This is a genomic window from Brevibacterium litoralis, from assembly GCF_040212315.1.
GTDB lineage: Bacteria > Actinomycetota > Actinomycetes > Actinomycetales > Brevibacteriaceae > Brevibacterium > Brevibacterium litoralis.
The window spans coordinates 103,483-122,739 of the sequence record NZ_JBDIUY010000028.1; the positions used below are offsets into that span (position 1 = coordinate 103,483).

Here is a 19,257-nt window from a genome sequence, read left to right on the forward strand (position 1 = left end):
ATCAGGAGAGGCGGAGCCCCAACCACGTGGCGAGGGTGTGCAGTTCCGACTCCAGCGCCGCGTGGTCGTCCGGTGTCCCGCGCCCGTCCTCCCAGTGGACGGCATGGGCGTGGAGGAGCCCCGCCTTCCGGTCCGCCGCGAGGTCGACGCGTCCCACGAGGCGTCCGGCGTGCAGGAACGGCAGCACGTAGTACCCGTGGACGCGCAGGTGGGCCGGGGTGTAGATCTCGATCCGGTAGTCGAACCCGAACAGCCAGGCGATCCGCTTCCGGTTGAAGACGAGGGGATCGAAGGGCGCGAGCAGTGCGGTCCCCCGGTCGGTCCGGGGCACCGGTGTCCCCGGCAGCATCCAGGCCCGCACCCCCTCGACGTCGACCTCCTCCAGACGGCCGTCCGCCACGAGGGTGGCGACCGCCTCCTTCACCGGGGTCGTGCGCTGGCGGTGGTAGTCGGCCAGGCAGTCGATCCGTCCGATGCCGAGTGCCCGGGTCGCCTCGAGGACGAGGAACTCGACGTCGTCCGTGGCCTCGGCGTCCGGCCCGGCCGACCCGTCGATTTCCGGCCAGGCGGCAGGGGCGGGCAGGTCCGGGTGGACGTCGCCGGGCAGGGCGTAGACCCGTTCGAAGTGTCCGTTGCGCGCGGCGACCGACACGTGGCCGGTGCGCAGCAGCGCCTCGGCCGCGGCCTTGACCCGGCTGGGGTTCCACCCCCAGTGGTCGCGCTCGGCCTCGGGGATGTCGTGGTCGATCCGGGCGTCGAGTTCCCGGGCGGTCGCAGGCCCCTCCCCGAGCACCCGGAGCACGTCCGCGTAGAGGTGCCGGTGCGCCCGGGCTTCGGCCGGTGTCTCCCGTTCGAGTTCCGCCCGGTAGTAGCGGTCGCGGAAGCGGGCCCGGCGACCGTCGAGGGCGGCGATGACCTGTGGGGGTGCATAGGCGGCCTCGTGGACCCAGTATTCGACGCCCATCCGTTCGCCGCGCTCCCCCGGCCCCGGAGCCCGGTGGCACGCGGTGCCCTCGCCGGTGACACGGGTGGCGCGGGCGGGTCCGTGGAACAGTCGGTCGAGCGTGGACCGGTCGTAGGGACCCAGCCGGGAGAAGAAGAGCATGTAGTGGGCACGCACCACCCGTGCCACGGAATCGATCTGGACGAGCCCCAGGCGCGCGAAGACCCCGCGCAGACGCGCGGGGCCGACGCGGGCGGGGCGGGGGACGGACAGGCCGGAGGCGGCCACCGCGATGCGGCGGGCCGCCTCCGTGCTCAGTCGTCGCGGGGACCGCGAATTCTCACCCATGGTGTCCTGTGTGACCTCCGCGGTCGACGCGGCACCCGGCCCTCAGGCCGAGAGCTCGACGTCCTCGTCCAACGACTCGTCGAGTGCGATGACGCCGTAGCTCCAACCGCGCCGCCGGTAGACCACGGAGGGCTTGCCGGACTCGGAGTCGATGTACAGGTAGAAGTCGTGACCGACCATCTCCATGCGGTTGAGTGCGTCCTCGACACCCATCGGGGTCGCCGGGAAGGTCTTCTCGCGCAGGACGACGGGAGAATCACCCTCCGCGCGGATCCGTCCACCGGTTCGGTCGATCGTCTCCGGCTCGTCCTCGCCGGTGTCCTCCGTCTCGACGGGAACGAGCGGTTCGTCCTTGAGCGGCATTGCCGCCAGGGCCTCGGCCGTCGACTGGGCGCGGTGCTTGCCCTTGTGGCTCATCTTCTGCCGGTCACGGGCCCGCCGCAGGCGCTCCAGGAGCTTGGCCCAGGCGAGGTCGAGTGCGGCGTACTTGTCGGAGGCGTGGGCCTCGGCGCGGAGGATCCGACCCTTGCCGACCACCGTGATCTCCACACGTTCGGAGTTCTCGGGGTCACGGACATTGGGGTCGTTGGTCACCTGGACCTCGGTACGCAGTGCACGGGGTGCGAGCTGCTCGACCTTGGCGACCTTGTCCTCGATGTGCGAACGGAAGCTGTCGGAGATGGTCAGTCCACGACCCTTGACGACGGTGTCCATTTTCGCTCCTTCAGTAGGTCTGCACTCGGGAGAATCGAGTTCTCGTCCTCTCGACGAGTACCCTCATCAAACACCACCGACCGCCGGTGGGCAAGGAGCTCCGGGAGTCGTTCCGACAGTTGCGACACGCTGTGTCGGTATCCGACCGACACGGAGCGCGCGGACACTTTCCGCTAGCGTCGCGCCGGTCGTGCACACGTCGTCGACGACCACGACGGTGCCGGTGCGCAGACGTGCCCGGTGTGCCTCCGGGACGTCCTCGCGCAGGTGCAGGGTCCCCCGCACGTTGCGCCGGCGGCCGGCACGCCCGGCGCCCACCTGATCGTGATGTCCGGCCACCCGCAGGACCGGGGCCACTTGGGCGGGGATCCCGCCTTGTCGCAGGTCTCTGACGGCGTGGTCCGCGAGGACCGCCACGTGGTCGGCGTGTCGCCGTCGGCGAGCCTTCCGGGTGCTCGGGACCGGGACGAGGAACACGGGACGCGCGGTCGGGGCCGGAGTGCCGGCCGCCCCCTCGACGACTCCCGGCAGGGCACGGTGCACCGCGGCGTCGACCGCACGGGCGAGCGCGAGCCCGAGGAGGGGCGCGAGGTCGTGGCGACCCCGGTCCTTGTGCGCGACGAGCAGCTCACGCAGCACGTCCCGGTGTTCACCGGCCGCGAGGACCGGCAGGGTCCCGTACCGCGGCGCGACCGTGCGCACCGGTCCGGCGAGCGCTGCCAGGCACTCACCGCACACGGCCGCTCCCTCCGTCCCGCAGGCCGCACAACTACGCGGCGCGAGGAGGTCGAGGACCTCCGTGAACGCGCGCCCGACCATGCCGTCCAGACCACCACGCCTCAGGACCCCGGGCAAGGTCTCCCGGCGAACTCCCAGCCGGATCCGCCGATCAGGGATTCGTCGGACTCAGCCGGGGAAGGCGACGTCGACGACGCCGACCGCGTTGACCTGGGAGGTCCCGGCGTCGAGTTCCCACACGTCGCCGTCCGGGGTCGCCGCCCGGACCCGGGTGCCGTCCTCCGGGGCGGTGACGTCGACCGCGTCCTCCGGTTTGCCCAGTTCCCGTTCGACACCGGCGAGCGTGTGGTGGACCACCCGTGCCGACGACGCGTCACTCTCGTCGGTGTCCGCGACGAGCAGGACGAGGGCGTCCGGCCCGGCCCAGCTGAGGTCGCGGATCCCGGTGTGCCGCAGACCGATCTGCAGGGTCGTCGTCGAGGCGAGTCCGGTCGCGTCGGACCGGGCCCCCGAACGGAGGATCCCGACGACGTCCACACGTGTGCCGACGCCGTCGGTATCGGTGCTGAGGACGGCCAGGCGGGTGCCGTCCCGGGAGACCTGCAGTCCCCGGACCTCCCGGTCGGTGAGGAACCCGGCGGAGATGTCCGTGGTCGCACCGGCCGAGGTGACGGTCCTGATCGCCCCGCGCGCGGTGTCGTACACCCACAGGGTCCCGAACCGGTCGACGCTCGGGCCACGGAACGCCCCGTCGTCCTGCGCGGTGAGAACCGTGGCCGGGTCCTGACCCGGCCGGTACCGCACGAGCGAGGCACCGTCGTCCCGGAGCCAGGCGAACACGTCACCGCCGGGCGAGATCGCGGGAGCGGCGGCGTCCTCGGGCAGGGGGTCGAGATCCTCGACGGGTTCGAGTTCGGAACTCCGCGCCCCGATGACCAGGCGCCGGTCCTCCTCCCGGATCCCGATGAATCGTTGTTCCGACGGTGAGTACGTCCCGAGGGAGGACACCGGGTCGACCTGCAGGTCCCCGCTGGGAGCGGACACCGTCACCTCGGAGGTGATGTCCCCGAGCGTGCGGTCGATCTGGGCGATCATCCGGGCCTGGGCCTCGGCGCTCATCGAATCGGCCTCCGCCGACAGGCCGACGGCCGCTCGGCCGTCCGTCACGGTCACCGCGCTCGGTTCCAGGCGCACCCCGAGCGGCAGGGAGCTCACCACGGAGCTGCCCAGGTGTTCGGCGGGCCCTGCGAGCAGCAGCTGGACGACCTCCGTCGCGATCGCCGGGGTCCGCATCACCCACCTGTCGTCGGGCACGAGCGCCTGGAGGTCCGGGGTGAAGAAGTACAGGGGGAACTGCTTGTAGAGCGTGTCGAAGTCACGCGCGGACATCACGGTCCCGTCCGGCCCGTCCATGATGCGCCACTCACCGTCGATCTGCCGCAGGGTGAACTGGAGTTCCGAGGACGTCCCGCGCGGCACCTCGTGGAGCACGTTCGCGCCGTCGAGGGTGGCCACGACCGGGACCTGCACCGTCACCCGCGTCTGGTCCTCCGCCACGGTCGGGGTGAGGGAACTGAGAGTCGTGCCCTCGGTGAGGACGAGGACGGAGCTCGAGGGCTGCCAGGACTGCTGGAAGTCACCGGTGAGGTACTGCCGGGCGGTCCCGTGGTCGTCGGCGTACCCGGTGCCGGCCTGGAGGAAACCACGCACGATCTCCCCGACCTCGGCGCCCTCGGCCGGACCGTCGGGGTCGGGCTGGACGACCTCCGTGCCGTCCTCCTCGGGGAGGGGACGGGATCCGATGCCCGAGGTCGTCGGGATCGTCGCGCACCCGGCGAGGACGAGGAGTGCCGGGAGCAGGAGGGCGAGCAGGAACCGGGCCCGGGACGCACCGGTCCCCCGTCGCCGAGGCGTACGCGGCGTCGTCATCGGTCCCCGTCCTCTCCGTCCTCGGATCCCTCGGCCCCCCTGAAGTCGGAGCCCTCGGCGTCGAGCACCTCCGCCTCGACGACGATCGGGATGCTGCCGGTCTGGATCCGGACGGTGCCGTCAGAGGTACTCGGTCCGGCGACGAGTGCCTTGCCCCGGATCATCGCGTCGGTCGGTGGCAGGGGCAGGGGTGAGGAGGTGAGGGTCCGGCCCTGGCGGCGGGGCAGGGTGAGCCGGAAACAGGCGCCCTCTCCCGGACGCCCCCAGGCCTGCAGCCATCCGCCGTGCAGGTGGGCGTCCTCCAGGGAGATCGCCAGGCCCAGGCCGGAGCCCCCGAGCGTGCGGCGGCGGGACGGATCGGCCCGCCAGAACCGGTCGAAGACGTGCTCCACCTGTTCCTCGTCCATCCCCACGCCGTGGTCACGGACGCTCACGGCGGCCGCCTCGGCGTCGGCGGAGAGGTACACGTCGATGGGTCGACCCTCGCCGTGTTCGATCGCGTTGACGACGAGGTTCCGGACGATCCGGGTGATCCGGACCCGGTCGACCTCGGCCATGACCGGGGAGGACGGGGCGTGGAGGACGATCCGGGCGCCCATCTCCTCGGCGACGACGGAGATGTTGTCGAGGACCCCGGTGACGATCTCGCCCAGGTCACCGGGTTTCGTGGCCAGTTCGGTGGCCCCGGCGTCGTGGCGGGAGATCTCCAACAGGTCCCCGAGCAGGTTCTCGAACCGCTCGACCTGACTCTTGAGGAGTTCCGCGCTGCGCCGGGCCACCTCGTCGAGGTCCTCGCGGGACTCGTAGATCATGTCCGAGGCGACGTTGATCGTGGTGAGCGGGGTCCGCAGTTCGTGCGACACGTCGGACACGAACTGTCGCTGGAGGGTCGTGATCTGCTCCATCCGGGTGATCTGGTCCTGCAGGGTCGTCGCCATGTCGTTGAAGCTCTGGGCGAGACCCGCGATCTCGTCCCGGCCGTGCACCGGCATGCGCTGGTCGAGGTTGCCGTCGGCGATCTCGCGGGCCACCTGGGCACCGGTGCGGATCGGCGCGACGACGAGGCGGGAGATGAGCCAGGCGACCGCCCCGACGAGGACGACGAGGACGATCGCGGCGACGAGCAGGGAGCGTTGGACGAAGGACAGGGTGTTCTGCTCGGTCGTGAGATCGGAGAACACGTAGAGGCCGAACCGGCCCCCGGAGGTCGTCTCGACCTGCTGGGCGACGACGATGCCGGGAACCGTGCCCGTGCGCATGTCGATGGCGACCGACCGGTAGTACTGCACGTCTGCCTGCGCGGCGACCTGGTCCCGCAGCCGGGAGTCGAGGTCCGCGGCCTCGTAGCCGTCGACGACCTCCGCGTCCGAGGCGGGCCGGGGACGGACCTCTCCCCCACCGTCGAGGGGGACGAGGTCGATCGAGACGATGTCGACGGCCGCCGAGCGTTCGCGCTGTGCCCGCAGCTGGGTCTCCAGGTCCTCCTGGAGCGTCTGCCCACCCTCGGAGGACGACAGCGACCCGATCTCACCGGCGAACCGGGCGGTCTCGACGAGGACGGCCTCCCGTTTGGCCTCCACGAGACCCATGGCGATGTGTTGGGAGACGTAGGTCCCCACCCCGAAGATCGCGACGACCGTGAGGAGGACGGTGAGTGCCACCGTCCGCAACTGCAGCGACCGCATGAAGACCCGCAGCGTCGCCAGGTAGGAGCGGAAGAGCACCTGCCGGGCCGACCGCCACGGGTCGTTCGACCCCGTCGACCGGGAATCGTCCCTGTCGGCCTCGGATCCGGTCGGGCTCCGCGGGGGAGCTGCGGTCATGCCGCGTGACCCGCCTTGTACCCGACACCCCGGACGGTGACGACGATCTCGGGCTTCTCCGGGTCACGCTCGATCTTCGAGCGCAGACGCTGCACGTGCACGTTCACCAAGCGGGTGTCGGCCGCGTGACTGTATCCCCAGACCTCCTCCAGGAGGGTCTCCCGCGAGAACACCTGCCAGGGTTTCCGGGCGAGCGCGACGAGCAGGTCGAACTCCAGAGGTGTGAGGGAGACGGGCTGACCGTCCTTCGTCACGGAGTGCCCGGCGACGTCGACCACCACGTCGCCGACCTCGAGCACCTCCGGCTGGCTCGGTTCCGACATCCGCAGGCGGGCACGGATGCGGGCGACGAGCTCCTTGGGCTTGAAGGGCTTGGGGACGTAGTCGTCGGCGCCGGACTCCAGGCCCAGGACGACGTCCACGGTGTCCGACTTCGCGGTGAGCATGATGATCGGGGTCCCGGCCTCCTGCCGGATCTCCCGGCAGACCTCCAGGCCGTCCTTGCCGGGCAGCATGAGGTCCAGGAGGACGAGGTCGGGACGGACCTGGTGGAAGGCTTCGAGGGCACCGGATCCGGTGGCACAGAAGGACGGTTCGAAGCCCTCGGACTTGAGGACGATCCCGATCATTTCCGCCAGTGCTGTGTCGTCGTCGACGACGAGGATCCGTGCGTTCATGGGCTCATTGTCGCACGAGCGCACATCTGCACCGGGGACTCCGGGCGCCGGTCGTGTCCCGGCCGTCCGGGAGTCCCCGGTGCGCGTTCCCGGTACCGGAACCGCGCCGGTTCAGTACCGGTAGTGCTCGGGCTTGAAGGGACCGGCGACGTCGACGCCGATGTACTCGGCCTGCTCCTTCGTCAGCGTGCTCAGGCGGGCCCCGAGGGCCGGCAGGTGGAGCAGGGCGACCTTCTCGTCGAGGGCCTTCGCCAGACGGTGGACCCCGGCCGGGTAGTCGGCGTGTTTCTCGAAGAGTTCGATCTGGGCCATCACCTGGTTGGTGAAGGAGGCGCTCATGACGAAGGAGGGGTGCCCGGTCGCGTTGCCGAGGTTGAGCAGACGTCCCTCGGAGAGGACGACGAAGGAGGTCTCCGCCCGCCCCTCACCGGTCGTCGCGCGGACGTGGGCGGCGACCTCGGCCGGCACCGGCACCGTCCACTCGTGGACCTGGGGCTTGATCTCGACGACCTCGGTGCCGTCCACCCGGCTCATGCCGAGCAGGTCGATCTCGTCGTCGAAGTGCCCGACGTTGCCGACCACCGCGCCGGGCTTGAGCGACTGGAGCACCTCGACCGGCACGACCCGGGTGTTACCCGTCGTCGTGATGACGAAGTCGGCGAGCGGGGCGATCTCGGTGAGCGTGACGACGTCGTAGCCGTCCATGGCCGCCTGGAGCGCGCAGATCGGGTCGATCTCGACGACCTTCACGCGGGCACCCTGACCGGCCATCGCCTCGGCCGCACCCTTGCCCACGTCGCCGTAGCCGACGACGACGGCGACCTTGCCACCGATGAGGACGTCGGTGGCCCGGTTGAGCCCGTCGGGCAGGGAGTGGCGGATGCCGTAACGGTTGTCGAACTTCGACTTCGTGACCGCGTCGTTGACGTTGATCGCCGGGAAGGGCAGGCGGCCCTCCTCCGCCAGGCGGTAGAGGCGGTTGACGCCGGTGGTCGTCTCCTCGGAGACACCGAGCACCCGCGGGACCATCGCGGTGAACCGGCCGGGGTCCTCGGCCAGTGACTGCTCGACCCGGGCGACGAAGACGTGCTTCTCCTCCGGGTCCTCGGGTGCCGCGGCCGCGATCCCGCCGGCGGCCTCCGCGGCGGCCCCGTCGAGCAGGAGCATCGTCGCGTCCCCACCGTCGTCGAGGATCATGTCGGGGCCCGCACCCCGGGAATCGGTGGCCGGGAACCGGAAGATCCGGTCGGTGCACCACCAGTACTCCTCGAGGGTCTCGCCCTTCCACGCGAACACCGGCACTCCCGTCGGGGCCTCCGGGGTGCCGTCGCCGACCACGACGGCCGCCGCGGCCTCGTCCTGGGTGGAGAAGATGTTGCAGGAGGCCCACCGGACGTCCGCGCCGAGCGCCACGAGGGTCTCGATGAGCACCGCGGTCTGCACCGTCATGTGGAGGGACCCGGCGATCCGGGCACCGGCGAGCGGCTGCGCGCCGTCGTACTCGGCGCGCAACGCCATGAGACCGGGCATCTCCCGCTCGGCGAGCCGGATCTGGTGCCGCCCGGCCGCGGCGAGGGAGAGGTCGGCGACCCGGAAGTCGTCGGGGTCGAGGACGGCTGAGGAGGAGTGAACGTTCATGGCCCTCACCCTAGACGTGATCCACCTCTCCGCGCGTTCAGTCTTCTATGACTCTGAGGTGGCCGTGGGTACGCCCGACCGGCTCCTCGACGGTGGGGCGGGCGGCCTCGCGGACGGCGTCGGCGATCGCCAGGAGGTCGTCACGGCTGCGCTCGGGCGGGTCCTCCCCGGCGCCGAGGCGGATGAGGTGCCAGCCCTGCGGTGCGGTGAGGCGTTCCGCGTGGAACTCGCACAGGTCGTGGGCGCCGGGCTCGGCCCGGGTGGCCAGCGGTCCGATGACGATCGTCGCGTCGGCGTGCACGTAGGTGAGGGTCCACCGCGCAGTCGTGGCGCAACTCGTCTTGGAACAGCTTCTCACTCCGGACACGCACGGGATTCTAGTACAGGAGCCCGTCAGTCGGTGGTGCGACCCGAGCCGGGGGCGAACACCTTGCCGGGGAACACCCCACTGTCTCGGACGAGGCGTGCGAACGCCTTCGCCTCGTCCGCGATGCGGGAGAGCTCCGGGTCATCGAGGGAGTCCCAGGCGCCCTCGCAGGCGGCATCGGTGACGGCTTCGAGGCGGGCCCGCAGGTCCTTCCCGTCCGCGGTGAGCTCGACCTCGTCGCCGCTGCCGGCGAGCAGACCCCGTGACACGAGGTCCGCGGTCGCGGCCTCCCACTGTTCGTCGCTCCAGCCACGGGACTTCCTGGCCGCGCGCGGCCGGAAGGCCGTGCCGGTGGCACAGTGCAGGACGACGGCCTCCAGTCCGCTGAGACCCTGCCCGACGAGTGCCCCGATGTGCCCGTCGCCGCGGTACTCGCGCAGGAGGGTGGCGACGGCCCACAGGTCGAGGAAGGGCTGGAGACGGGCCGAGGAGGCGCGGGGCGCCTCGGCGTAGGTCGCGGCGGTCGCCGCGTAGAGGGTGCGGCCGTCGGGGCACTGGGCCTCGACGACGGGACGCAGCTGCCCGGCCAGGCGCTCGGCCGTCGCGGCGAGCGCGGCCGTCTCCGGGGTGTCGGGGAAGAACTCCACGAGCATGTCCTCGACGCCGGCGTGGCGTGCCTGCAGGACCTCCGCGGGGGCGGCGGTGTCCCACACGGAGGGCAGGAACTGCGCCACGTAGTCCGGGTTGAAGTTGTGGAAGGTGGCCGCGAGCACGGGCCCACCGACCGCGCCGAGGGGTGCCCCGCGTCCGGCGAAGTACATGGCGGAGGGATGTTCGATGCCCAGCCCGGCGTAGCGTCCCGACACCCGCGGGGAGAAGTACGAGGCGGAGTGCAGGAGTTCGAGGCGATGGGTGGTCGCGCGCAGGTCGTCACGTCGTCGTGAGGAGTTCATGGGGTCACTGTTGCACAGCACCGATCGATCGTCCAGGGATTTTGAAGGACGGCTACCCGGGCGCCGTCCGGATGTCGACCAGGGTGGGACCGGGCGCGGATCTACACTGGCGGTCATGTCCGCACGTCCCTCCTCCCGCGTCCGCCGCGACCGCCACGGCCGTGGTCTGCGCTCGCCCGTCTTCCGCGCCTCCGTGCCCGCCGCCCGGACCCGGGCCCAGCGGTTCGCCCGGGTCGCGGCCGAGGTGATGGAGCGGGTGCGGGACCGGGCACCGGACGAGTTGGAGACGGTCGTCCTCGCCCTCGACATGGTCCCGCCGCCCGGGGCCCTCGGCGAGGGCTCGGCCTTCGCCGACATGGTCGATCCGGGCACGACGGGGGTCGAACTGGGGCGGGCCTACCCGGCCGCGCCCGGCACTCCCCCGACGATCGTCGTCCACCGCATGCCCGTCCTCGCGCGGGCGGCGGGGCCGGTCGACCTGCAGGTGCTGCTCGGCGAGGTGATCGCTGAGCAGGCAGGGCTCCTCATCGGCCGCGACCCCGAACAGTTGCTCCCCCACGGTCCGTGAGTACCGCCCTCACGGAGCTATTCGGATGGAGCGGTAGCCGACGCCTATGGGCGCGGCGGGGATCTGCAGTCCGCTGATCCCGGCCCCGTTGAGGGCCGTACCCGCGGCGACGACCCGTGAGTCCTCGGCGGTGTCCAGGCGGAGCGCGTACACCCGCTCACCGAACAAGTCGTCGGGCACGATCCGGGTCGACCGGTCGGCGGACACCTGGACGTCGCGCTGCCCGATGACGGATCCGTCCTCCCGGATCCCGCTCACCCGTACCGTGCCGCTGCCCGGGCTGAGGAGGAACGCGGATTCGGCGTCCCGCGGCAGGGAGACGAGCTGGGAGTCCCGCAGTCCGGCCGGGGCGGAGACGGTGGCGACGTCCGAGTACGCGTCCTCGTCGTCCGTCGCACCTGCGTCCTCGGTGTCCTCCTCGGCATCCGGGGCGAAGTCGCGGGACACCGACACGGAGGCCTGCAGGGCGTGTTCGGAGGTGATCTCGACGGTGCCGGCGGGCACCTCGCCGATCTCCACCTCGCCGGTCGCACCGGCCGGGAGTGCGAGGAAGTCCTGGTCCGTCTCGACGGCGCCGGCCTCCCCGACCACCCGGATGTCCGCCTCGACGGTCGTGCCCGTCGGGTTGTGCACGTGGACCGTGGCCCGGCCGCCCTCGGCGAGCGGGACCCGCGTGGTCCGCGCCGCCGCGGCCGCCGGTTCGACGTACTCGATACCGCGCGGGGTGAGGCCGTCCAGGCGCGTCTGCTGGATCGTCGCGGACACGAGACCACCGGCCGCCTCGACCTCGACACCCACGACGTCCTGGATCCCGGCGAGCGACCCGAGCAGGACGGCCCGCTGCCCGTGCGCGGGGACGCTCACGGCGTCCTGCCCGAGTACCCCGAGCGGACCGGAGGGGCCACTCAGACGGGGCGTCACGGTGACCGGCGAATCACCGGGGTTCGAGAGGACGAGGCGGGAGTCCGTCCCGATCATCGTGTTCGTCCCCGCGAACACCGCATGGGTGGTCGGACGGGTGCACGTGGGCGTCGCGAGTCCGGTGAAGTCACCGTCGTCCACGGCGACGGTCTGCACCGCGGAGACGAGCGCGGGGCTCTCGCCCTCCGGCTCCCCGGCGACGACGACGGGGGTGGCCACGACGTCGTCACCGGAGACGAATCCGTTCGAGGCGCCCGTCCGGTAGTACTCCCCGCCCTCCAGGGCGGTCGCCCGGACACCCGCGGCCGCGGTGGAACCGTCGGGCGCGCCGGTGACGGCGGAGACGTTCTGCACCGAGATCTCCGGTGCGTCCGAGGCGCGGAAGTCCTCGTCGGTCCCCTCCGCCTCCTCGGCGACGTGGAAGGGGCCGGGGCACACCGACACCGTCCGGGTGGCCGGCAGACGGACCTGCTCGGCCGCCCGCGCGACGTCGCCCGCGGCCAGGGGTGTGAGGAACCCGGTCGTCGCGATGAGGACCCCGGGGAGCGCGATGCAGGCGAAGGTGACGATCGACCGGGCGTTCGCGGGGTTCTTCACCATCCGCGCGAACACCATCATGCGCGAGGTCTCGGGATTGGGTCGCCCAGGCTCCTCGACGACGGGCAGGGTGAGCGTGTCCGGGACCGGTTCCCGCAGGTCCTCCCGGACCCGACGGCGCCCCAGCGGCAGGGCACAGAGGATCGCCACGAGCACGCCGCCCAGACCGAGAGAGGCCGCGACGACGTACCCGGGGCGCACCGTCGACATCTCGAGGAGACCGCCGCTGCCCGTCGCGCCCTCGGCCGGGAGCGCGTAGTAGGCGCGCCAATCGCCGGGGAGATCGGCGAGGACCTGCTCGTCGGTGATCTCCTCCAGCGGCTCACCGGCGAGCGTGACCCGCGTGAGGCCGGGGCGTTCGGACAGGGCGAGGACCCGGGCCGGACGTCGGTCACGGCCCTCGTCCTCCGCGAGCACCTCCTCCTCGTCGGCGGCCCGCTGCTGGTCCTCGGTGAGGGCCGGGAGCTCCGCGCTCGTCCGCGCCCCGATCGGATCGGAATACGTGAGCGGGGTCATCTGCCCGGCCAGGTCGATCACCTGGGCCCGGCTCGACGGGGCGGCCCCGTCCTCGACGGAGACCTGCCACAGCGCCCCGCGGTCGGTGTCGCCCAGGCGGGTGAGCCCCGGGGACACGCCGACCGTCCGGGCGAGCGCCTCGATCGCGGGATCGGGGTCCTCCCCGTCCGCCGCCGAGGCGCCCGCCCGCCGGGTGCCCTCCGGGTCGTCGGCCGTCGGCGGGGACTGCACGACGACGAACCCGACCGCCAGCTCCCGGAGGGCGTCCCGAGCGTCGACCCCGTCGCCGGAGGTGAGCCGGCCGAGTGCGGTGGCGAGCGCCCGGTCGGCCGGGTCGATGTCGACGGGACGGCGGTCGAAGGGTCCCCCCTCGACCGCCCGGGCCTGGGCGAGGGTCGAGGTGGCGACGAGGCTGCCGGTCGAGGGGTCCTCCAATCGTCCCGTCACCTGCCCGTCGGTCTCCCACACGACGAGGGTGCGCTGCCGGTGCTCACCGACGGCCCGTTCGGAGGCGAAGGTGGGCAGCCGGGAGGCGTCGGAGGCCCGGACGGGCACGGAGGTGAGGACCGACTGGGCGACGAACACCCCGAGGACGGCCAGCGCCGCGGCCGGGACCGCCGAGCGGACGAACCGGTTGCGGAGCCGACCGCTGCGGTCGTCGCGGACCGGCCACACCGCCGCGGCGACCATGCCGCAGGCGCCGAGGGTGAGCAGTGCCGCCGAGTCCCCCGACCACGAGGCGACGAGACCGGTCGCGGTGAGCCCCGACTCCGTCGCCGCCTGGGCGATCCCGCCGCACAGCCCGAGGACGTAGGCGAGGACGGAGATCCCGAGCACGAGGAGGGAGCCCACCACGCGCAGCAGCGCGAGGGCCGCGGTGACGAGGAGCGGGAGAGCGAGCAGGAGCAGGATCCACCCGGCGACCGCCTCGGGCAGCAGACCCGCGAGGGCCAGGTCACCGGTCCGCACGGGGAAGCCGAGGGCGACCTCCCAACTGCGGGGCGCCTGCAGCCCGGTGAGGGCGGCGTCGACGACGAGGCCCGGCGAGGTGAGGAGGGCGTCGGGTTCCCGGAGCACACCCCACAGCCACGGACCGAGGAGTCCCAGCGGTGCGACGAGCGCCCACAGCAGCCCGGGTCTGCGGGCGAACAGGGTGAGGAGAACGACCGCGAGGAGGCAGGGGACGACGAGCAGCGGGGCACCGGCGCCGACGAGGGCGAGGGCCAACCCGGCCCCGGCGGCAGCGGCGGCCCGGCGGGAACCGGAACGCGCCTCGGCGGCGCGGACGAGGGCGAGGACGGCCACGGGCACGGCCAGCCACACGACGAGGGTGCCGAGCCGGCCCTGCTGGGCGGCGAGCAGATGGGCCGGGGAACAGGCCCACACGAGGGCGAGGAGCGCACGGGGGCCGGAGGCCGGGACGACCTTCCCGGCGCAGAGGTACGCGAGGACCGCGGAGAGGGGGAGTGCGAGCGCCCACAGGACCCGCAGGGCGAGGTCGGTGTGGCCGAGGAAGAGCGTCGAGAGGAGGCCGATGACGGTGAGCAGTGGGTCGGCCGGGACCGCCTGGCCGAGTCCGCTCGGGTCGACGGGGACGAACACCCGCCGCCAGATCTCCGCGAGGCCGACGTCCGTGTGCGGCAGGGCACCGCCGGAGATCGAGCCGGGTCCGACGAGGCGGACGAACTGCACGAGGGTGGCGACCGAGAGTGCGACGAGGACGGCGGTGAGCGGATGGGACAGCACGCCGCGGGAGCGGGTGCGCAGGCGGGCGTACCCGCCGACGTCGCCCTCGGTGTCGACGAAGACGTCCTCGTCCTCGGTGAAGGCGGCGTCCGGACCCGGTACCCCCTCGGAGTAGCCGGACGGGTCGCGGCGACGCAGACCGCGGCGGACGACGGCCAGGTCGCCGGCGGTGGCGAACAGTCCGACGTCGGGGTCACGGCCCGACCCGGTGGCGCGGACGTGACGGGTGAGTCGGGAGTCGGTCGGGAGGGCGAGGAGCGCCCGGAGGAACCAGCCGGCGCGGGCGGGATCGTTGGCGAGCAGGCCGGAGACGGCGCCGGCCAGACACTGGAGCACGAGGAGCACCAGGAGTGCCGGGAGGCGGGAGCCGGTGACGACGGACAGCCGGTACCGGTGTTCACCCCGCAGGCGGGTCGCCGAGGTGATCGGGCGGGCGGAGGTGCCGAGGTCGGCGACGACGGAGACCGGGACGGCCACGCGGGCCCGGTGGCACAGCTGGACCCGCCGCCCCGCACTGCGGATCCGGCGACTGTACTCCAGACCGCGGTGGGCGTCGTCGAGGACGTCCGCCGGTGGACCGAGGCGGCGGACCAGTTCGGCGTCGACCAGGAGCCCGGGCATGTCGAGGGCGAGGACATCCTCGGTCCGGTCGTACTGGCCGGCGTCGACCTCCCGCGGGGAGACAGGGTTGAGGCGGTGCCCGGACCGGGTGGTCGTGACCCCGGCGGAGAGGATCTCCTGGGTGCCGGGTCGGACGAGCTTGGGGCCGACGGCGCCGAGGGTCTCCGCGGAGGTGAGGGACTCGAGGAGGAGGTCGAGCGTGTGGGGTGCGGGGTCCGCCCCCTGCGGGACGAACCACACGTACTGTGCGTGGGCGATCTCCGGTTGGTCCGCCAGCTCGGTGGCGGCCACGGAACCGGGAACACTCCCGTCCCGAGAGGTCAGGACGAGAGTGTCGACGGAGCGGAACCGGTGGCGCAGTGTCTGCAACCACCCGGCGTCGGGGGGAGCGTCGCCGAGTTCGACGACGGTCGCGACCTCGAAGCTCACCCGGCCCGCTTCTTCAGCTGCTTGATCTTGCGGCGCTCGCGCTCGGACAGGCCTCCCCAGATGCCGAAGCGCTCATCGTTGTCGAGGGCGTAGTCGAGGCACTCGGAGCGGACCTCGCAGGAGGCGCAGACCTTCTTGGCCTCGCGGGTGGAGCCGCCCTTCTCCGGGAAGAACGCCTCCGGGTCGGTCTGGGCGCACAGGGCCTGGTCCTGCCAGGCGAGGAGACCGTCCGGGGTCCCACCGAGCAGGAGGGACAGCGGGGAGACGGCCTGGTCGTCGGCGGCCGGGGTCTCCGGGTTCCAGGTCGGCACGGGGCCGAGGTCCGTGGGGTCGAGCGAGAGCGGGTCCGGCACGAAGTCGGGCACCGGACGGGTGGGATCGACGAACCAGTCCTCGGCGGCGCGGGAGGTGACCCCCGGGCGGAGAAGGTCCTGGCGCTCCTCGGCGTACTTCCGTGCTGCTTCTGCCACGGTGTTCCCCTTCGTCGTCCGTGTTCGGTCACGTGCGTGTCGGTGTGTCGGTCCCCCGTCCGGACGAACGGCACCCCTAGCCTTGCGAAGGTGTCCGAAGGCCCGCTCGGCCCCGGCCACCGGACCACCACCGACGGTGCGACGTGGCGTCAGGTCATGACCTGCGTGACGTGCAATGTATCGGCGGCGACAAATCCGATGGGTCGGAACTGTCATTCACCACGAGAATTACACGTGTGTCATTCCCCATCCGTCAAGCGGACATGTGCTGCACACATGCTCGCGTGACCGCACTAATAGAACGCATGTTCCCGATGGTCACGGACACCATCACAAGATGTAGTGGTCACGAAACGGCAACGACACTAGGGATGGGATTACGCCCTATTCAGGAAAAAGTGAGGAAATAGTCCCCACTCCCCTTCCCCGCATTCCTTTCCCCCCTTGCCTGTATTCGACGCCGCCCCACCCCCGGCACCCCACCGGCGGGCTTCCTTTGCGAAGATGGACCCCATGAAGATCACCGTGCTGCCCCTCACCGATTCGACCTCCGACGTCCTCGCGGACGTCCGTGCGGTCACCGGTGACCTCGACGACGTCGACCTCACCGTCGTGGCCTCGACCCTCACCGACGTGACGGTGCACGGCCTGCGGTTCAGCCCGGATCTCGACGCCTGTTTCCTGCCGCCGAGCATGCCGGTGAGCGGCGGCGCGGTGAGCGAACTACGCGATTACCACGTCGACGCCGAGTGGTTCACGATGACCGAACGGACCCTCGCCGCCGCGATCCTGCGCACCCGGCTCCTCGGACTCGGTTATCCTCTCTCGCAGGTGACGAAGGCGATGTCCTCCCGGTTCGACCTCGACTACACGCTCCTGCCGCTGTCCGACCAGGCCGTCGAGACCTTCGTCGTCGTCCGCACCGGCACCCAGGAGGAGGCCTGGCCGGCCCGCCGCTACCTGGAGAACCCCGTGCCCGACGTCGTACGGATCGCCCGCACCGGTTTCGACGAGGCGAAGGCGGCACCCGGTGTGCTCGCCGCCGTCCGCCAGGCCGACGTCCTCGTCGTCCACGCCGACCACTACGCCGCCTTCGACACCGTCCCGGCCTTCGACCTGCCCGGCATGACCGAGGCGGTCGCCGGCTCCAAGAGCACCGTGCTCACCCTCGGTGCCAAGTTCCTGCCCGACACCCTGCGCGAGAAGATCGGTGGTCGCGAGGTCGAGGACCTCGAGGCCGCACTCGCCGAGCTCGCGGGTTCCGCAGATTCCACGGACGCCTCGGGAGCGGACGGCGGGTCCGGGATCTGGGCGCCCCCGGCCTCCGGTCCGCGCGCGTGAGCGGGCTGCTCACGGCGATCGCCGTCCCGGGGATCGACCGTATCCACTCGGGCGACGACCTGGTCCGTGCGATCGCCACCGCGCTCGACCGCGCCCGGATCCAGCCCAAGCACGGGGACACCGTCGTCGTCGCCTCGAAGATCGTGGCGAAGGCGGAGGGCGCGACCGAACGTGCGGCCTTCCGCGCCGACTTCGAGGATCTCGTCACCGACCACTCCCGGGGCACCGTCGCCTCCCGCCGCTACGGCCGACGTCCCGACGGCGGGGTCGTGACGACCCGGGTGGTCCGGACCCGGCTGGGCACCGTCCAGGCGGCCGCCGGTCTCGATCGGTCGAACACCGAGGGCGCGGACGACGAGGTGCTGTGCCTGCCCGTCGACCCGGACGCCTCGGCGGCGCGTCTGCGCTCCGGCCTGCAGGCCTGGTTCCGCGTCGACCTCGCCGTCCTCGTCACCGACACCGTCTCCCGCCCCTGGCGGCAGGGGGTGAGCGACGTCGTGCTCGGCGCGGCCGGGTTCGAGGTCCTGCACAGCCTCCGCGGTGTCGCCGACGACGCCGGCCGTCCCATGGCCGTCACGGTCCGGGCACTCGCCGACGAGGTGGCCGCGGCCGCGGACCTCGTGCGCGGGGCCAGCGGTGGACTCCCGGTCGCCGTCGTCCGGGGCCTGGCCGAACACGTGGGCGACCGGTTCGAGCGAGTGCCGGGTGCCTCTGCCGGCGCCGACCTCGTCCGCGACCCGGCCACGGACTGGTTCCGGTGGGGGCACGTCGAGGCGATCCAGCGGAGTCTCGGCGCCACCGAGGACGTCGACCCCGCACCCCACGGCGACGGCGAGGACGACCTGCTCGCCCGCGTCACCCGCGCCCTCCAGGTGACCCGCGCCGGCCGCGACCGGACCCCGGGGCAGGCACACTGGCGCCTGCAGGTGACCGGGGCCGGCGCCCTCGTGCGGATCACCCCCGCGCCCGAGGCGGACCGACCCCGCGAGGCGAGCACCGGCGGGCATCCGCTGGTGGAAGCCGCCCTCGGTCTCGGCGCCCTCGTCGACCGCCTGCACACCGCCCTGTTCGCCGAGGACCTGGTCGGATCCGCACAGTTCCACTGGGGAACCTCCGGGATCCCGACCGGGGCCGACGTCCAGGTACGCGTCCCCGCCGAACCCTTCACAGGAGAATCCCGATGACCCGTCCGCTCCCCCACCGCCTCGCCACCGTCGCCGGTCCGGTGCTCACCCAGCACCTCACGGACCCGCCCGAACGTATGGACCTCGGCGGCCCGGTCCTGTCGAACTGGGTCCACAAGTCCCACGGTCTGCTGACGGACCTCGGGGTGGGGCCGGTCGAGGACGGGGGTCTGTCGCTCGGTCTCGTCGTCGGGTCGGAACTCGCCGGGTCGTCCGGTACCCCCGCCGATGGCTCCCCCGCCGCCGAGGTGCCCGCCGGTCTCCACTGGCGTGCCCTGGCCCTCGTGCTCGCCGCCTGGACCCTCGACACCCGGGTCCACCTCGTCACGGACGCAGCGACGGTCCCGGAGGACGACTGGATCGCCGTCGTCTCCGACGTGGCTCTCCGGGACCCGGCGGTCCGCGACCGCACGGGGGCCGCCGACGAGGTGCTCGTGTACGCCCTCCCCGGTCTGGCCCTGCGCACCGAGGTCGAGGACGGCTACACGGACTACCTCTCGACGGTCCGCACGTATCCCGATCAGGCGCCACTGCGCCCGCTCGGACCGGTCATCCTCGTCGACGCGGACGGTGAGCACACCCTCGACGGTGGGGGCACGGGTGGCAGCACCGGTTCGGCGGAGATGGCCGGCACGGTCACCGGTGCGTGGCAGGCCCTCCTCGACGCGCTCGGCACCCGCGAGGTGGACCTCCGCGTCTGAGCGCGCTCAGTGGCAGGGAATCAGCAGTAGCGA

At 72.3% G+C, this 19,257-nt stretch carries 15 protein-coding genes; 4 read left to right on the top strand and 11 right to left on the bottom strand.

Translation table 11 applies throughout. The annotated features are described in order from the left end of the window. Position 1 precedes the first annotated feature (1 nt). From AAD496_RS10615 to AAD496_RS10655, 9 genes are all read right to left on the bottom strand, one after another. A complete protein-coding gene (locus tag AAD496_RS10615; RefSeq protein WP_349828689.1) occupies positions 2–1,291 on the bottom strand; it encodes a winged helix-turn-helix domain-containing protein in 1,290 nt (429 codons plus the stop codon). 42 nt (positions 1,292–1,333) lie between these two features. Beyond that, a complete protein-coding gene (gene hpf, locus AAD496_RS10620; protein WP_349828690.1) occupies positions 1,334–2,005 on the bottom strand; it encodes a ribosome hibernation-promoting factor, HPF/YfiA family in 672 nt (223 codons plus the stop codon). Between the two features lie 66 nt (positions 2,006–2,071). Beyond that, on the bottom strand, positions 2,072–2,824 hold the full coding sequence (locus AAD496_RS10625; RefSeq protein ID WP_349828691.1) for a ComF family protein: 753 nt from the start codon (positions 2,822–2,824) through the stop codon (positions 2,072–2,074). An 87-nt stretch (positions 2,825–2,911) separates the two neighbouring features. Then, entirely contained in the window at positions 2,912–4,672 is a 1,761-nt protein-coding gene (locus AAD496_RS10630) for an LpqB family beta-propeller domain-containing protein (RefSeq protein WP_349828692.1), read from the bottom strand. After that, positions 4,669–6,495 (bottom strand): MtrAB system histidine kinase MtrB, encoded by a 1,827-nt coding sequence (gene mtrB / locus AAD496_RS10635; RefSeq protein ID WP_349828693.1) that lies wholly within the window; start codon positions 6,493–6,495, stop codon positions 4,669–4,671. Before mtrB ends, AAD496_RS10630 begins: the two co-directional genes overlap by 4 nt. Then, positions 6,492–7,172 (bottom strand): MtrAB system response regulator MtrA, encoded by a 681-nt coding sequence (gene mtrA / locus AAD496_RS10640; protein ID WP_349828695.1) that lies wholly within the window; start codon positions 7,170–7,172, stop codon positions 6,492–6,494. Before mtrA ends, mtrB begins: the two co-directional genes overlap by 4 nt. 111 nt (positions 7,173–7,283) lie before the next feature. Then, on the bottom strand, positions 7,284–8,810 hold the full coding sequence (gene ahcY / locus AAD496_RS10645; RefSeq protein WP_349828696.1) for an adenosylhomocysteinase: 1,527 nt from the start codon (positions 8,808–8,810) through the stop codon (positions 7,284–7,286). 37 nt (positions 8,811–8,847) lie between these two features. After that, complete coding sequence (locus AAD496_RS10650; protein WP_349828698.1) at positions 8,848–9,177, bottom strand: DUF3499 domain-containing protein; 330 nt, start codon at positions 9,175–9,177, stop codon at positions 8,848–8,850. A gap of 26 nt (positions 9,178–9,203) precedes the next feature. After that, positions 9,204–10,130: an SCO6745 family protein gene (locus AAD496_RS10655; protein ID WP_349828699.1), complete on the bottom strand. Its 927-nt coding sequence runs from the start codon at positions 10,128–10,130 to the stop codon at positions 9,204–9,206. Between the two features lie 115 nt (positions 10,131–10,245). Here AAD496_RS10655 and AAD496_RS10660 point away from each other — a divergent pair, with 115 nt between their 5' ends. Then, positions 10,246–10,698: a metallopeptidase family protein gene (locus AAD496_RS10660; protein ID WP_349828700.1), complete on the top strand. Its 453-nt coding sequence runs from the start codon at positions 10,246–10,248 to the stop codon at positions 10,696–10,698. A gap of 9 nt (positions 10,699–10,707) precedes the next feature. Here the strand turns inward: AAD496_RS10660 and AAD496_RS10665 are convergent, their stop codons facing one another. Both AAD496_RS10665 and AAD496_RS10670 read right to left on the bottom strand, forming a co-directional pair. Then, complete coding sequence (locus AAD496_RS10665; protein WP_349828701.1) at positions 10,708–15,528, bottom strand: DUF5719 family protein; 4,821 nt, start codon at positions 15,526–15,528, stop codon at positions 10,708–10,710. Further along, positions 15,525–15,998 (bottom strand): WhiB family transcriptional regulator, encoded by a 474-nt coding sequence (locus AAD496_RS10670; protein ID WP_349828702.1) that lies wholly within the window; start codon positions 15,996–15,998, stop codon positions 15,525–15,527. The genes AAD496_RS10665 and AAD496_RS10670 overlap by 4 nt, the downstream gene beginning before the upstream one ends. Before the next feature lie 513 nt (positions 15,999–16,511). Here AAD496_RS10670 and AAD496_RS10675 point away from each other — a divergent pair. From AAD496_RS10675 to AAD496_RS10685, 3 genes are read left to right on the top strand one after another with little or no spacing between them, the layout of a single operon-like run. Continuing rightward, positions 16,512–17,339, top strand: coding sequence for a 2-phospho-L-lactate transferase CofD family protein (locus AAD496_RS10675; RefSeq protein ID WP_349828704.1), 828 nt, complete (start codon positions 16,512–16,514; stop codon positions 17,337–17,339). Continuing rightward, positions 17,336–18,523 (top strand): coenzyme F420-0:L-glutamate ligase, encoded by a 1,188-nt coding sequence (locus AAD496_RS10680; RefSeq protein ID WP_349828705.1) that lies wholly within the window; start codon positions 17,336–17,338, stop codon positions 18,521–18,523. The genes AAD496_RS10675 and AAD496_RS10680 overlap by 4 nt, the downstream gene beginning before the upstream one ends. After that, positions 18,520–19,224 (top strand): hypothetical protein, encoded by a 705-nt coding sequence (locus AAD496_RS10685; protein ID WP_349828706.1) that lies wholly within the window; start codon positions 18,520–18,522, stop codon positions 19,222–19,224. Before AAD496_RS10680 ends, AAD496_RS10685 begins: the two co-directional genes overlap by 4 nt. The last annotated feature ends 33 nt before the right edge of the window (positions 19,225–19,257 follow it).

What these genes read in the sequence shown, in the direction of transcription:
- mtrB (WP_349828693.1), bottom strand. Translation starts at nt 6,495, where the DNA reads ATGACCGCAGCTCCCCCGCGGAGCCCGACCGGATCCGAGGCCGACAGG.
- AAD496_RS10630 (WP_349828692.1), bottom strand. Translation starts at nt 4,672, where the DNA reads ATGACGACGCCGCGTACGCCTCGGCGACGGGGGACCGGTGCGTCCCGG.
- AAD496_RS10660 (WP_349828700.1), top strand. Translation starts at nt 10,246, where the DNA reads ATGTCCGCACGTCCCTCCTCCCGCGTCCGCCGCGACCGCCACGGCCGT.
- AAD496_RS10675 (WP_349828704.1), top strand. Translation starts at nt 16,512, where the DNA reads ATGAAGATCACCGTGCTGCCCCTCACCGATTCGACCTCCGACGTCCTC.
- hpf (WP_349828690.1), bottom strand. Translation starts at nt 2,005, where the DNA reads ATGGACACCGTCGTCAAGGGTCGTGGACTGACCATCTCCGACAGCTTC.
- ahcY (WP_349828696.1), bottom strand. Translation starts at nt 8,810, where the DNA reads ATGAACGTTCACTCCTCCTCAGCCGTCCTCGACCCCGACGACTTCCGG.
- AAD496_RS10615 (WP_349828689.1), bottom strand. Translation starts at nt 1,291, where the DNA reads ATGGGTGAGAATTCGCGGTCCCCGCGACGACTGAGCACGGAGGCGGCC.
- AAD496_RS10655 (WP_349828699.1), bottom strand. Translation starts at nt 10,130, where the DNA reads ATGAACTCCTCACGACGACGTGACGACCTGCGCGCGACCACCCATCGC.
- mtrA (WP_349828695.1), bottom strand. Translation starts at nt 7,172, where the DNA reads ATGAACGCACGGATCCTCGTCGTCGACGACGACACAGCACTGGCGGAA.
- AAD496_RS10685 (WP_349828706.1), top strand. Translation starts at nt 18,520, where the DNA reads ATGACCCGTCCGCTCCCCCACCGCCTCGCCACCGTCGCCGGTCCGGTG.
- AAD496_RS10625 (WP_349828691.1), bottom strand. Translation starts at nt 2,824, where the DNA reads ATGGTCGGGCGCGCGTTCACGGAGGTCCTCGACCTCCTCGCGCCGCGT.